The sequence below is a fragment of the Polaromonas aquatica genome, assembly GCF_050626995.1.
In the GTDB taxonomy this organism is placed as follows: domain Bacteria; phylum Pseudomonadota; class Gammaproteobacteria; order Burkholderiales; family Burkholderiaceae_C; genus Polaromonas; species Polaromonas aquatica_A.
On record NZ_CP192467.1, the window covers coordinates 373,345 to 387,391 of the forward strand.

Consider the following 14,047-nt stretch of genomic DNA (forward strand, 5'->3'; position numbering starts at 1 on the left):
CTCACCAGTAGGGGCCGCGGAACTGGCTTTGCCAGGCCGCAGGCGCCGTCCCCTGCAAGGGGAAAAGGCATTACACGAAGTGAATGCCGATAGGGGATACCAATTCACCAGTGGGGGCCGGGGTCCGGCTTCGCCGGCCCCGAGGCGCCTGTCCCCTGCAAGGGGAGAGGGGGCTACACGAAGTGAGCCCCAACAGGGGTGTGCCGAGATTGGCGGCCGGGCATGCCCAGGCGTTCAGCCGAGACATACTGTTGCCGGTACAGCTCAAACGGCATGGTGTCAGTGGCTTCGATTTTCTTCTGTTCCTGAAGGGATGCCTCGGTCAATGCCGCGAAGCGGGCAAGCTGGTCAGGCGACAGCAACTGGGCCTGCAGAATGCCTTGGGTCTTCTCGGACTGCGCGCGGATGAATTTGATGAAGGAGTTGTCGTGGCTGCCAGCCATCGCGGCCAGCACTCGGGCCGAGGGCAAGGTGCTGGCGTCCAGCAGCGCGGCGCTGGCCATGGTCAGGGCGTCACTGTAGGGCGTGCCGCCATGCGCTGCGTCCAGCACGGCAGCGATAGGCGCGCACTGCGCCACCACTTCGGCGCCCCAGGCCGTCAGCGCGATCTCACGACCCCCACGCTTGAGCTTCAGGCCCGGCTCGCGCCCACGTGCCGCCGTCTGGTGCTGGTTGTGCTTGAGCTCGGCGATTTCCTGGGGCGTGTCGTTGGGGCTGTCCGACAGCAGGCAATGCAGCAGGAACACATCGAGGAAGCGCATCGTCTGTGCGTTGATGCCGACGGGCTCGAAAGGATCCAGGTCCATCAGTCGTACTTCGATGTATTCGACGCCGCGTTCGCGCAGCGCATGCAAAGGCCGCTCGCCGGGGTAAATCACGCGCTTGGGCCGGATGGTGCCGTAGAACTCGTTTTCAATCTGCAGCAAGGTGGTGGCCAGCTGGTTGTAGTCGCCGCCAGGGTTGCGGATGCCCACCGCTTCGTAGGCTGGATAAGGCCGGGTGAGCGCATCCTGCAGTGACGCGCCGTAACCATCCAGGCTGTTGTAGCTCACGGCCAGTGATGCCTGCGCATCGCTCTGGTAGCCCAGCCGCCCCATGCGCAGCGATGTGCCGTAAGGCATGTACATGGTGCTGCCGCTCAGGGTTTGCAGTTCATGCTGGCGGCCCTCCACAAATGTGGAGCAGACGGCCGGCGAGGCGCCAAACAGATACAGCAGCAAAAACGCGTGGCGGCGGAAGTTGCGGATCAGCGCGAAATATTCCTCGCTGCTCACTCCGGGCAGGGACCAGTTGTAGTGGATGCCCGAGATGGTTTGCATGCGCCGGCCGTAACGGTGGGACAAGCCCATGCGGTAAACGCTCTTGGCACGCCCCACGTTGGACGAACCAAAACGCGCGATGGGAATGGTTTCGTCAGTTGGCAGGCCGCAGGGCATGCTGGACACCCAGAGCATTTCGTCGCCCAGCTCTTTCATGGTGCGGTAGGTGAACTGGTGCAGTTCCGTCAGCTCCTGCAGGGTGGCTTCAGGGCTGGCGTGCGCGCCCGTGACAAGCTCCACCTGTGATTCACTGAAGTCCGTGGTGATACCCGGATGGGTGAGGGCCGATCCCAAGGCTGCGGGGTGCGGAGTCAAGGCCAGGCCGCCGCCGGGCTTGGCGCGCAGGCTTTCCTTTTCGATACCGCGGCGCATGCCCTTGAGCCGGGCCGGGGTCAGCGCTTTCAGGCGGTCCTGTAGCGCGCCCGCAGGCGCCAGCAACTTGGTCATATCGTCATTCCCCCAGAATCTTGAATTGGCGTGGAAGTTATCACAGCACGGCGCTTTGCGCTGGCGCATTCGGGCTTGCCAGCACAACCCGGGTGGGGTCTGACACGGGGACTGTGCACGTTGGCACGATTTGGGCCATGCATCACCGTTTCCGGCAAAAATCACCCCCATGGGCGAATCGGGTGTGGAAAGCGAGCGACGCCGGAATATCAACTTGCTGAACTTCCCCTTGACTTGCAGGACAAGCTGAACGACGATGAAAAACACTCCGTAACACACCCCCTCTCCTGCCTTCCCTCCCTGTAAGCCCTTTGTTTTAGCGGGTTGCAGCCTGAAGGGCTATTTAGCCTTACCCAAAATGAAAAAACTGATAGCCAGCATGTTCGGGGGATCTGCCCGTACGGCGCCATCCAAAAGCGGGGGCCCGCCCAGCCGTGACAACCCGCTCACCATTGAGGACGGCTCGGATAACGCCACACGCCGCCACCTGGTGCAGGTGCTCCTGCGCGACGCAATGCGCAAGTACGGCATTCCGCCGCGCTGGATTGACTGCCAGATGCTGCTGGTGTCCAGCCGCAGCCGCGGGCCGGGCATGTTGGTGCGGCTGGTCGTGCGGCAATGGGATGACCGGCTGATGAAGTACGCCTTTGCCTTCCAGAATGCCCTGATGGTTGAGATCACGCACTTCGAGCCCCAGGCTGCCCAATGGCTGCACGGCATTTCATGGCAGCTGGACGTGGGAGATACCTGCCCCGACCAGGCCATGCCCGACAAGTCCTACTGGGCCGAACCAGCCCGGCAGACCCCTGCCTCCACGGGCCGGCCTTCCCGTAGTGCACCCCTGGCCCCGCTTCCCGCCACGGCGGCGGCCGCTGTTGCGCCGCAGCCAACCGCCCCCATCGCACCCAACCCCGGGGTACAGCCGGCAGCATCGCATGCGCAGGCAGAGCTCCCGGCCAATGCGCCCGACGCAGAGGCCATGAAAGACCTGGAACGCCTTTTCCGCATCCGCGACCGGGAACTGGGTCAGCAGGCTGACAGCCCCGCTGCGGGTTACGAACCTACGCGCCCTTCCCCCCTGTAAATGCGTGCTTAAAAGCCCCAGGGCGGCCTGCAGCGCGGCGGACGCTGGTGTACGCTCGCCCGATGAGCCCTCCCCTCACTCCTGCGGCAGCGGCCGCGCAAGATTCCGCCCTTCTCGTTGATTCGCGCTACGCCGTGATGCGCCTGATGGTGACGCTGGCCCTGATGACTGTGGGAGCCTGCGGCATGTATGTAGTGGCCGTGGTGCTGCCCGCGGTGCAGGCTGAATTCGGCGTGTCGCGGGCGGACGCGTCCCTGCCCTACACCTTCCTGATGATCGGTTTTGGCATCGGCGGCGTGCTGATGGGCCGGCTGGCCGATCGTTTTGGTGTCATGGTGCCGCTGCTGATTGGCGCGGCCGCCTTGGGCCTGGGTTTTGCGCTGGCCGCCATGGCCGGCAACATCTGGGTGTTCTCACTGGCGCACGGCCTGTTGGTCGGGTTTCTGGGCTCTGCCGCCACCTTTGCACCGTTGCTGGCTGACACCTCGCTCTGGTTTGTACGCCGGCGGGGCTTTGCCGTGGCGGTGTGCGCCAGCGGCAATTACGTGGGCGGCGCGATCTGGCCACCCATCGTGCAGCACTTTGTCGAGGCGGTGGGCTGGCGCCAGACCTACCTGTGGCTGGGCCTTTTCAGCTTTGTCACCATGACGGCGCTGGCGCTGTTGATGCGAAGGCGCCCGCCGGTGGCCGTCGCGTCCACGGTGGGCAGCAGCGGCATCACGGCGACCACCAGCAGCACGCCCTTTGGCCTGCCCGTCGGCAAGGCGCAGCTGCTGTTGTGCATTGCCGGCGTTGCTTGCTGCGTGGCCATGGCCATGCCGCAGGTGCATATCGTGTCGTACTGCACCGACCTGGGCTACGGTGCGGCGCGCGGCGCTGAAATGCTGTCGCTGATGCTGGCCTGCGGTGTGGTGAGCCGCCTGGTTTCAGGCGTGATCTGCGACCGCATCGGCGGGCTGCGCACGCTGATGCTCGGCTCCATATTGCAGGGCGTCGCATTGCTGCTGTTCCTGCCGTTCGACGGATTGGTGTCGCTGTATGTCATTGCCGCGCTGTTCGGCCTGTTCCAGGGCGGCATCGTGCCGTCTTACGCCATCATCGTGCGGGAATACTTTGAGCCCGCTGAAGCCGGCGCACGCGTAGGCACAGTCATCATGGCGACGCTGCTGGGCATGGCGCTGGGCGGCTGGATGTCGGGCAAGGTGTTTGACCTGACTGGGTCTTACCAGGCGGCCTTCCTCAACGGCATTGCGTGGAACCTGCTGAACTTCAGTATTGCGTTCTTCCTGCTGTGGCGGATACGGCAGATGGCGCGGGCCGCCGGGACAACGCCGTTGGCGGGACAGGTTTGAGCGGCAGATTGCTATATTTTTGATAGCTTACTGCGCCCATATTGCAAGGGCTACAGCCGGTTTTCGCTTGAAGTTTCGGTAAAAATCAGGCCAAAACCCGGCACAACCACCGTTCCAGGTCTGTGATTTCCTGCGGGCATACCGAGTGCTCCATCATGTACTCATGCCACTCGACGGGATAGCCCATGGCCGTGAGCGCGTCGCGTGTGGCGGTGGCGCGCGGCAGCACCACCACGCCGTCGCGCGTGCCGTGCGCCAAAAACACAGGCACATCCTGGTTCGCGGCGCTGCGCTCGGCGGCGGTTTTGTCAGCCAGTGGCAAATAACCCGACAGGCCCGCAATACCGGCCAGCCGTTCGCCGTGGCGCAGGCCCGTCATCAGCGCCATGGCACAGCCTTGGGAAAAGCCCGCCACCACGATGCGGCTGGCGGGAATGCCACGCGACTTTTCCCGGGCGATCAATGCTTCGATGGCGCCCTGGGACTTGCGCAAACCGGCTTCATCCTGCCGGCTGACCAGATCGGCCCCCAGCAGGTCATACCAGGCCGGCATGACATAGCCTCCATTGATGGTGACCGGAATGCTGGGCGCGCTCGGAAACAGGAAGCGCACATCACCCACACTGGATAGATTCATCTGCTCTGCAATGGGGAGGAAGTCCCGGCCGTCGGCTCCCAGGCCATGCATGATGAGAACGGTGGCGACGGGCTTGTCGCCCGTCTGGGCTTCAATAACTTCGAGGGACATGGAGGAATCCGATGGTTGGAGTGGCAAGGCAAGGTCGAATGCTGCGGGCTTGCAGCTGCAAGGCGGACCGTCAGGGATTTTAGGCGGTGTCTTGCGTCCATTTCCCTGGCTTAAGACCGGCCTAAGCCGACCCGCGAACAATGCTTTGCAGGCGCACCGTACACCTGGCGCGCAAGGCTGATACGGTGTGACGACAAGGCCACCTGGCCGGGCCTTGGCGGATATCGACAGGCCATCGACCAGAAAGGAGCATGTTGAAATGAAAACCCTGATCCGCAAGACCGCCTGGGTGGCCGTAGGGAGCGCGCTGCTGGCAGGCGGCGCACTGGCCCAGGCTGACGCGCCCTTGCCCGCAGTGCGCACCAGCGGTCAAGTTCAATACCTGAGCGGCGGCATCGGCGCCGACGAATCCGCAGCGATCCGCAAGGCTACCGGGCAGTGGCCGCTGGCGCTGGAATTCGCCATCAAGGACAAGCAGCGCGCCAGCTTCGCTGCCGACGTGACAGTACGTATACGCGATGCCCGGGGGAATGAAGTTCTTCAAGCCGTGTCGGAAGGTCCCTTCCTGCTGGCCCGGCTGGCGCCAGGCAGCTATGCGGTGGACGCGACGCTGGCCGGGCAGACCCTGCACAGAAGGGTTGACGTGAAGGCAGGAAAATCCTCCAGGGCGGTGTTCCTCTGGGCCACGAGCGCAGACAAGACTGGATCCTGACCACACCGGGCCCGCCTGCCTCCACCAGGCCCATCCACCATGCGCACCGTCGCCGAACTGATTCACGCAATAGACGAGGGCACCCTTCCGGACGCTTCATCGATGCGGACAGGCTGCAGATCGGCCAGGCAGTCTGAGCCGGCCTTGCCTGCAGCTTGTGCCATCCCGGAGGCTTTGCTAGCATCTGGCGTCAGCATTTTCTGACGCAGGTTGGAGATTCACATGAAGCTCATCATTGCCGCCATCGCCCTGGCCAGTTCGTCCCTGGCGTTTGCCCACAACTGCCCCAACGAGATGAAGGCGATTGACGCCAAGCTCGCAACCAGCCCCAAGCTCTCGCCCGCCGACCTGTCCAAGGTAAAAGAACTTCGCGCCGACGGCGAAAAGTTTCACAAAGAAGGCAAGCACGACGACTCCATGAAGGCTCTGGGCGGCGCCAAGAAGCTGCTCGGGATTTAAGCCGCTGACGGCCTGACGGTGCAAGACCGTTGAACAAGGCGCCCAAGAAGCGGTAGCCCGCATCGCCGGGTGCCGCCGCAATCACCTGCAACCCATAATTTCCTGCAGGACAATCGCCCCATGACAGCGATGACAACCATGCCGCCCGTGACAGGGTTGCAGTACTACCAGGTGGACGTTTTCACCCACGAAGCCATGGCCGGCAATGGCTTGTCCGTGTTCCTGCCAGAGAGCCCTTTGCCGGCGCGCCTGATGCAGCGGCTGGCGATCGAGATGCGGCAATTCGAAAGCATCTTCATCACGCCCGACGGACCCGGGAACCGGTTTGAAGCGCGCATCTTCACGATGGATGAGGAGCTCGACTTCGCAGGCCATCCCCTGCTGGGCGCGGCGGGCTTGCTGCATCACCTGCATGCGGCCGACCAGCCTGCTGCCGACTGGACACTGATGCTGGGCACGCGGGCAGTGGCCATCAATACCACGCGCAAGGAGGGCCCGCAGGGCACTTACAACGCCAGCATGAACCAGGGTGTGGCCAGCGTCGGGGCCGCACTCGGCCATGCCGACAGCTTGCCTTTTCTTGCGGCACTCGGGCTGGGCGCTGCGCAGCTTGACGTGCGTTTTCCACTGCAGGTGGTATCCACCGGCCTTCCCTATCTGCTGGTGCCCGTGGTCGGCGGCCTGGAGCGCGCAAAAATTGTGCACCCCGACTTTGAGACCCTGCTCGCCACGGCAGGCGCCAAATTTGCCTATGTTCTGGACGTGTCGGCGCGCGAAGGCCGTACCTGGGACAACGCCGGCCTGGTAGAAGACATTGCCACGGGAAGCGCGGCCGGGCCGGCAGGCGCCTACCTGCTGCATCATGGCGCGGCAAAGGCGAACGAGGTCATCACTCTCAGGCAGGGGCGGTTTGCCGGACGCCCCAGCCGCATCACGGTGCAAGCCAATGCGGCCGGTGAGATGCTGGTCAGCGGTGGCGTCGTAGTGCTGGCGCGCGGCCAGCTCCTCTAGGTTGCATCCGCTGGCTCAAGGAGATAGATCATGAAAATCTGCCTGACACGCTTGACTCTCCCGGCCTTCCTGACCCGGCATGCACGGCGGGTCGCTGCCATTGGCGCGATGCTGGCAATGCTCTGCATGGCAATACCGGCAGGCGCGGCGCCCTTTACCGCGGCAGACGAAAGGAACGTGCGCGCCGTCGTGCAAGCCCAGCTGGCTGCCTTCGCAAAAGACGACGCCGACAAGGCGTTTTCTTTTGCGGCACCCAATGTGCGCAAGGCGGTTGGGTCAGCCCAGGCGTTCATGGCGATGGTGCGGCGTGACTACCCTGTGGTGTACCGGCCGGCATCGGTGGCATTCCTCAAATCCGACGGCAAGGATGACCAGGTGATCCAGCGCGTGCAGATGGCCGATACCAGCGGCACATCATGGCTGGCGGTCTACAGCCTGGAACGGCAAAGAAACAAAGCGTGGCGTATTACCGGCTGCGTGGTGGTCGAAAACAAGGGCCGGATGGCATGACACACCAGCCCCTCTTTTAAAGGCAGGCAAGCCCGCCTCCAGAGGGCAGAAGTTTGTGCCAGGGCGGGTGAAGCGCTGTCACATGCACCGGAAATTCCTGCCACAGGCAGTCCCGTTAAAGGCAACAGCGCCGATACGCGATTTACAGAGGGTTACCCGGCCCCTCCCGCTGACGGCTAAGGTGGCCAGCTACTGCTGCATTTGTGGCATTGCGGATCCACTCCATGAATATGCCTGCCAGCTCGCTTGAATTCCTGCACCTCCCTACTGGGTCCAGACATCCGGGGGAAGACATTCTGACGCCACCCCGGAGACAACCACCCCAGCGCACCACCCCACACGAATCGGCCCTGAAGTTCAGGACGCACTGTCCGGGTTGCCTTTCGGATTCACTGTCCGTGGTCTATGAAGAGCCGTACTCCGGCAAAGGCATACAGGCCTACCTCTCAAGGCACTACGAAGGCCACGCGTCCCATACAGCGGATGAAGGCGTCTATACACTTGCCCGCTGCAACAGGTGCAGCCTGGTCTTTCAACAACAAGTCCCTGGTGACCCGTTGCTGGGCGAGATCTACAACGGCTGGGTTCCCGGCACCGAACTGGACCGCGAACACCGCAACTACAGCCTGGACGAATACCGTTATCTGGCCGAGCAGGTCCAGTTCATCATTCAGTATTTCGGGCTTCCGCCCGCCGAGCTGGATGCCCTGGACTTCGGGTTCGGCTGGGCGCACTGGTCAAAAATGGCCATGGGATTTGGCTGCAATGTCTGGGGTGTGGAACTCTCTGAAGAACGCGCCCGGCACGGCCGGTCGGTGGGAATTCGGGTTGTCAGCCTGGCCGACTTGCCGGCCAGGAGATTCAGGTTCATCAACACGGAGCAGGTCTTTGAACACCTGACGGACCCCAGGGTTGTCCTTGAAAAACTGCGGGACGCGTTGTCCGGCGATGGGGTTATCAAGATCAGTGTTCCCAATGCGGCCGCCGCATTGAAAAAGATCAGCCAGTCAAAAAACTTCGGCGCCCTTTCGCCGGAAGACCAGATGCCCATCGCCCCGCTTGAGCACATCAACGCGTTCAGCCACGAATCGCTGGTCGCTTTCGGGAAAGAGTTCGGCCTGAAGCCGTTGCGCCCCAATCTCTATCGGCTGTACAACAGCGCCTCGGGCCTGCTCCAGCCCAAAAACCTGGCCAGGGTGGTTACCCGGCCTGTTTACCGGCATATTTTTCCGGGCACCACTTTCATCTATTTTGTGCGCGCCTAGTGCTCAAGGTTCATTTGGCGGGCCTTGCCGTAGGACAACGCCGGAAACCCGCCGGGCAGCGCCGCGCAGCCCTTAAGATCACAAAAGGTCGCTCCGCATGTCGCGGTCCGGCCGGCTTCAGGTTATTCAGAAAGAGAGACACCCCATGCTGATCAAAAAAATTACCACCATGACCATCGCCGCAACGGCCACCGCCATGCTTCTGGCCGGCGGACTTGTCGCCGCGCAAACAACCGGCACCAGTGTCAGCACCACGACAGGCAATCCACAGGGCGACAGGCTGGCGAGTAGCTACAGCGCATTTGCCGGCTCACCCCAAAATGCCGCGGCGCTGGTAGAGGGATTGCGCACGGGCAAAACGATTTCACTGAGCCCCAGCCCCGCCAACCCCACCGCACCGGCGGCAAGCCTTTCACCGGCGACCGGAAAAATGGGCTACGGCAACATCAACATCGCACTTGCGCTGTCCAAAACTTCCCTGGCCCAACAAGGCATTACCAACCCTACGCCCTCCCAGCTCTCAGCCGCACTGGGCGGCGTGCTCTCGCAAAGGGCTGAAGGGCTTGGCTGGGGCCAGATCGCCCAAGGCATGGGCGTGAAGCTGGGCTCCGTCGTGAGCGCTTCCCACACCGCAAAGAACGACAAGAAAGCCAATGACGGTATTCACGCCAACAAAGTTGCCACGGCCCATGCCTCCGGTAAAGCCTTGGGTTCCGGAAAAGAATCGGGCAAGAGCGGCAGTGGCAGCCAGAATAACAACAACGGCAATGGCGGCGGGAACGGCGGCGGAAACGGTGGTGGCAATGGCGGCGGTAATGGTGGTGGCAATGGCGGCGGCGGCGGCAACGGAAAATAACGCCAGCGTTCATACCAGCGCCTGCCATTCGCCCTTCATTCCATGCTGAACGGCGGCGTACGGCAGCAAAAATCGCTATCGATTTAATAGCTGATTGCGCCCGTTTTTACCGGCCGAAGGGCTCTTTTCACATAAAAATGGCCTCCGCCAAACAGGCGAGTGAACCGACCGGGCGCTGCCTGGTTTTGAACAGCCGGGCCTCGTTGTGCCGACGGCCCGGCTGCCCCTCACGTCGGCGTAGAGGCGGGTAATACCACCTCCATCATCAGCCGGCGGGCTTCAGCGCTGTATGCCATCTGGCGCGTACACGCACTGAACGGCTGGCCTGCCCCCAATATCCCAACCGTTTGCACGAGGCCGGCGCGTCGTTTTCTGGTCAAAAAAATCATCAAAAAGTTACACAAAAAAACATTTATATCCTGATCGTCTCAAGCGCGAGCTGTTGTGGGTTTTCGAGGCTGCCCCAACTACCATGTGGTCAAAAAAGCCCGTCTAAAGTGGGTTTCCGCCTGTAAAGCCACCACCCGAAGCCCACAGCAGAAGGCATTCTGGCCACATTTTCATGAAAAATTTCCGGTTTTAAAAAGCCGGGTACTTGACTTGTAAGCTCCAGTCGTCGACAGTGTTAACACTTTGTAACACACGGTGTCAGTCAAGGGCCAAGGCGAAAAATGCGTCTTCCCAAAACGGCTGGCGCCGCAACGCGATAGCAGGCACCTCATGAAACTTCACCAGCTCTTTGGATTGAAAAACCAGGCTAAAACGGCGTCAGGCGCCACCTCTCATGAATCAGGTATCTCTGTCCCCGGCGATGAGCAATCCACCATCGCGGTGCGTCAGCAGCTCATTCAGGTGTTGTTACGGGATACCGCCCGCCGGGCGGGCATTCCGTCGCACTGGCTCGACTGCCAGATGTTGCTGACCGCCAACCCCACACATGGTGAAGGCATGTATCTGCGGATCATCATGAAACACTGGGACTTGCGCCTGTTGACCTATGCGGCGGCATTCCAGAAAGTATTGATGGCGGACATCATGCGTTTTGAGCCGCGTGCCAATGAATGGCTCCACGGCATTTCCTGGCAGCTTGATGGCGGCGACAGTTGCCCTCACCAGGATCTGCCGGACCCGACCATCTGGATGCAAAGCGCCACACGGCCGCGCAGCGGCTATGCGCCACGCGCTCCCGCCGGACCGGCTACGCCCGCGCTTGCGCAGGCATAGTCCGGCACGCCACTAGCGGGAACAGCAAGCGCCTGCTGACGGGCTCAGTACGTGCCGATGTAATCTTTTTTACCGACCTCCACGCCGTTGTGGCGCAGGATGGCATACGCCGTGGTGGTATGGAAAAAGAAATGCGGCAAACCGTAGTTCAGCAAATAGGACTGACCGGTGAAGCGCTTTTCCTTGGGCGTCCCAGCCTGCGTGATGATTTCACGGGTAGCCGCCTCATCAAACTTTGCGGCATCCAGCCCGCCGATAAATGCCAGCACGGTATCAATACGCGACTGCAGTTCGGCAAACGTCGCTTCCTTGTCTTCCATTTTCGGTACTTCCACGCCGGCCAACCTGGCCGACACGCTCTTGGCGAAGTCGCTGGCTACCTGCACCTGGCGCAACAGAGGGAACATATCGGGAAAGAGGCGCGCCTGCAGCAAGGCATTGGGGTCAATGTTTTTGGCAGCCACGTGGGCTTCAGCCTTGGCCAGGACGCCCTTGAGGCCGCCCAGCATCTGCTTGAAAACGGGGATGGACGTGGTGTAAATGCTGCTGCTCATAAGTGCTTTCGGGTGAAGGAGTCAAAGGGAAAGTGCCATACGCAAACCAGGATGCCGGTTGCGGTGCCGCGCACGCGGCCCGGGTGCATTCTCGCCGGGTTGCCGCCAGAACGTTTGGTAACCTGCCAATGGCCCGTCAAGCCACGCGCCGCGCCGCGGGCGAAAAAATAGTAAGCTGTCATACAATTTTCGCCCCCGTCTGCCGCTTTGCCCGGCCCGGCTCCGTTCGAAAGCCGGTATCGTGTCCCACAAAGGCCCTCCATGAATGCCCCTCTCCCCAACGCCACCCACAGTGCCGTCCAGGCCGCCGACCTCACCGCCCTGCCCCTCATCGAAAAATGGATCTCCTTTGCTTCCGTCTCACGTGACAGCAACCTGCCCCTGCTCGACTGGACGCAGGCGCGGCTGGAAGCGCTCGGCATTGAATGCCGGCGCACCTACGACGACAGTGGCAAGAAGGCCAACCTGTGGGCGACCTTGCCGGCTGAGGATGGCGAAACCAGACTGGGCGGCATCGTGCTGTCGGGTCATACCGATGTGGTGCCGGTGGACGGCCAGCCCTGGAACACTGACCCTTTCGCCGCGCAAGTCATTGGCGACAAGCTCTATGGCCGCGGCGTGACCGACATGAAAAGCTATGGCGCCACGGCGCTGATGATGGTGCCCGAGCTACTCAAGCGCAAACTCAAGCGACCGGTTCACCTGGCCTTCAGCTATGACGAGGAAGTCGGCTGCATCGGCGTGCGCCGGCTGATCGCCGACATGGTGGACCAGGGCAACAAGCCCGCGGGATGCATCGTCGGCGAGCCGACCGGCATGCAGGTGGTGATTGCACACAAAGGCAAGCATGCCTACAAAACCTCGGTGCGCGGCTTTGAAGCACATTCATCGCTCACGCCGCTGGGCGTGAATGCGGTGGAGATCGCCTGCGAGTTCGTCGCCCACCTCAAGACCATGCACCGCAGGCTGGCGAAAGAAGGTCCGTTCGATCCCATTTACGACGTGCCCCACACCACCATTCACACCGGAGTGATTGCCGGCGGCACCGCGCTCAACATCATTCCGCGCGACTGCGACGTGACCTGGGAGATCCGCCACCACCACATGAATTCACCGGTGGATCTATTCAATGAAGCCAAATCCTTTGCCGACAGCCTGGTACCGGCCATGCAAGCCGTGGCAGCCGATACTGGCATCACCCACAAGCTCAATTCCGTGCTGCCCGGCTTTGCGACTGAAGCAGACAGCGAAATCGCACAGCTGTGCTTCAAGTGCGCGGACGTGGATGCCAGTTCCGGAGCGGGCAAGGTTTCCTTTGGCACGGAAGCTGCATTGTTCCACCAGGCCGGTGTGCCAACCATCGTGTGCGGCCCCGGCCATATTGCGCAGGCACACCAGCCGAACGAATGGGTCACACTCGAACAACTTGCCTGGTGCGAGCGCTTCATGCGCCGCCTGGCCGATGAACTCTGCGTAAATCCATCGTGAACCCGCACTGAACCGAAACCGCAACCGAAACCACTTCAGCTCACCCGAAAGAACAAACATGATGCAACGCAGAGATTTCCTGGGCACCGGCTTGGCAGTTACGGCGGGCAGCGTTTTCGCACAGGCCAATCCCAAAATTGCGCGCATCGTAGTGCCGTTTGCACCGGGTGGGGTACAGGACATTCTGGCCCGCTCGATGTCCGCCGAACTGGGTGTGGCACTGGGACAAACGGTGATTGTTGAAAACCGGCCCGGCGCAGGCGGCACAGTGGGCACCGGCTATGTCGCCAAGTTGCCGCCTGACAGCGGCGCCATGGTCCTGGCCGCCGCCAGCCACAACATTGCCGGCACGCTCTACACCAGGCTTGCCTACGACCCGCAAAAAGACTTCGCCCCCATGGCACATATCGGCACAGCCGATTACGTGCTGATGATCCACCCCGATGTGCCCGCCAAAACCGCGGCCGAATACATCCGCTACGCCAAAGCTAACCCGGGCAAGCTCAACTACGCCACCGCCGGTGTCGGCAGCGCCACACATTTGTCCATGGCTTATTTCAACGGCCTGGCAGGCATCGATGTGGTGCACGTGCCGCTGAAGGCCACGGGAGAAGCCATCAATGAAGTAATCTCGGGCCGCGCGCAAGCCGTGATTGCTGCCAGCATAGGCGCTCTGGCTTTTGCCAGGGACAGCCGCATCCGGTTGATCGGGGTCACTTCACCCAAGCGTTCCAGATACCTGCCGGAGATACCCACCATTGCCGAAAGCGGTTTGCCGGGCTACCAGTTTGACTCGTGGTTTGGCCTGCTGGGCCCTGCGGGCACACCGTCAGCAGAAGTCAGCCGCGTCAACGCCGCCATGGCCAGATTGCTCAAGGACCCCGTCATCCTTGAGCGCCTGGACAAGCAGGGCATCGAGCCCCTGGCCCTGAACAATGCCGACTTCACCAAACTGCTGGCCGTAGACTACAAGCGCATGGCCGAGGTGGTGAAGGCATCGGGCGCCAGGGTCGAATAG

The 14,047-nt window shown here is 62.0% G+C and carries 14 protein-coding genes; 11 read left to right on the forward strand and 3 right to left on the reverse strand.

Features of this window, described 5'->3' with window-relative positions; translation table 11 throughout:
• Window positions 1-173 precede the first annotated feature (173 nt).
• Window positions 174-1,766, reverse strand: a complete 1,593-nt coding sequence (gshA, locus tag ACQ4MS_RS01835) for a glutamate--cysteine ligase (protein ID WP_431097348.1) — start codon at window positions 1,764-1,766, stop codon at window positions 174-176.
• A 358-nt stretch (window positions 1,767-2,124) separates the two neighbouring features.
• Here gshA and ACQ4MS_RS01840 point away from each other — a divergent pair, with 358 nt between their 5' ends.
• The gene (locus ACQ4MS_RS01840) at window positions 2,125-2,850 is read left to right on the forward strand and encodes a hypothetical protein (RefSeq protein ID WP_431097349.1); all 726 of its coding nucleotides are present in this window, start codon (window positions 2,125-2,127) and stop codon (window positions 2,848-2,850) included.
• Between the two features lie 62 nt (window positions 2,851-2,912).
• Window positions 2,913-4,202, forward strand: a complete 1,290-nt coding sequence (locus ACQ4MS_RS01845; RefSeq protein WP_431097350.1) for an MFS transporter — start codon at window positions 2,913-2,915, stop codon at window positions 4,200-4,202.
• 85 nt (window positions 4,203-4,287) lie between these two features.
• Here ACQ4MS_RS01845 and ACQ4MS_RS01850 read toward each other — a convergent pair whose 3' ends face one another.
• Window positions 4,288-4,950 (reverse strand): alpha/beta hydrolase, encoded by a 663-nt coding sequence (locus ACQ4MS_RS01850; RefSeq protein WP_431097351.1) that lies wholly within the window; start codon window positions 4,948-4,950, stop codon window positions 4,288-4,290.
• 259 nt (window positions 4,951-5,209) lie between these two features.
• On the opposite strand from ACQ4MS_RS01850, the gene ACQ4MS_RS01855 reads away from it, so the two are divergent.
• The 7 genes from ACQ4MS_RS01855 to ACQ4MS_RS01885 all read left to right on the forward strand — a co-directional run bounded on the left by ACQ4MS_RS01855 (window position 5,210) and on the right by ACQ4MS_RS01885 (window position 10,987).
• Entirely contained in the window at window positions 5,210-5,662 is a 453-nt protein-coding gene (locus ACQ4MS_RS01855) for a carboxypeptidase regulatory-like domain-containing protein (RefSeq protein WP_431097352.1), read from the forward strand.
• Between the two features lie 222 nt (window positions 5,663-5,884).
• Window positions 5,885-6,121: a hypothetical protein gene (locus ACQ4MS_RS01860; RefSeq protein WP_431097354.1), complete on the forward strand. Its 237-nt coding sequence runs from the start codon at window positions 5,885-5,887 to the stop codon at window positions 6,119-6,121.
• Window positions 6,122-6,241: 120 nt separating this feature from the next.
• Entirely contained in the window at window positions 6,242-7,132 is an 891-nt protein-coding gene (locus tag ACQ4MS_RS01865) for a PhzF family phenazine biosynthesis protein (protein ID WP_431097355.1), read from the forward strand.
• Between the two features lie 30 nt (window positions 7,133-7,162).
• Window positions 7,163-7,642, forward strand: coding sequence for a DUF4864 domain-containing protein (locus tag ACQ4MS_RS01870; RefSeq protein ID WP_431097357.1), 480 nt, complete (start codon window positions 7,163-7,165; stop codon window positions 7,640-7,642).
• Between the two features lie 398 nt (window positions 7,643-8,040).
• Window positions 8,041-8,907 carry a class I SAM-dependent methyltransferase gene (locus ACQ4MS_RS01875; protein WP_431097358.1) on the forward strand — a complete coding sequence of 289 codons (867 nt, stop codon included), beginning with the start codon at window positions 8,041-8,043 and terminating at the stop codon, window positions 8,905-8,907.
• 145 nt (window positions 8,908-9,052) lie between these two features.
• Window positions 9,053-9,763 (forward strand): hypothetical protein, encoded by a 711-nt coding sequence (locus ACQ4MS_RS01880; protein WP_431097360.1) that lies wholly within the window; start codon window positions 9,053-9,055, stop codon window positions 9,761-9,763.
• A gap of 720 nt (window positions 9,764-10,483) precedes the next feature.
• Window positions 10,484-10,987, forward strand: a complete 504-nt coding sequence (locus ACQ4MS_RS01885; RefSeq protein WP_431097362.1) for a hypothetical protein — start codon at window positions 10,484-10,486, stop codon at window positions 10,985-10,987.
• Window positions 10,988-11,031: 44 nt separating this feature from the next.
• Here ACQ4MS_RS01885 and ACQ4MS_RS01890 read toward each other — a convergent pair whose 3' ends face one another.
• On the reverse strand, window positions 11,032-11,541 hold the full coding sequence (locus ACQ4MS_RS01890) for a DUF1993 domain-containing protein (RefSeq protein ID WP_431097363.1): 510 nt from the start codon (window positions 11,539-11,541) through the stop codon (window positions 11,032-11,034).
• Between the two features lie 261 nt (window positions 11,542-11,802).
• On the opposite strand from ACQ4MS_RS01890, the gene argE reads away from it, so the two are divergent.
• The gene (gene argE / locus ACQ4MS_RS01895) at window positions 11,803-13,029 is read left to right on the forward strand and encodes an acetylornithine deacetylase (protein ID WP_431097364.1); all 1,227 of its coding nucleotides are present in this window, start codon (window positions 11,803-11,805) and stop codon (window positions 13,027-13,029) included.
• A 58-nt stretch (window positions 13,030-13,087) separates the two neighbouring features.
• On the forward strand, window positions 13,088-14,047 hold the full coding sequence (locus ACQ4MS_RS01900; protein ID WP_431097365.1) for a tripartite tricarboxylate transporter substrate binding protein: 960 nt from the start codon (window positions 13,088-13,090) through the stop codon (window positions 14,045-14,047).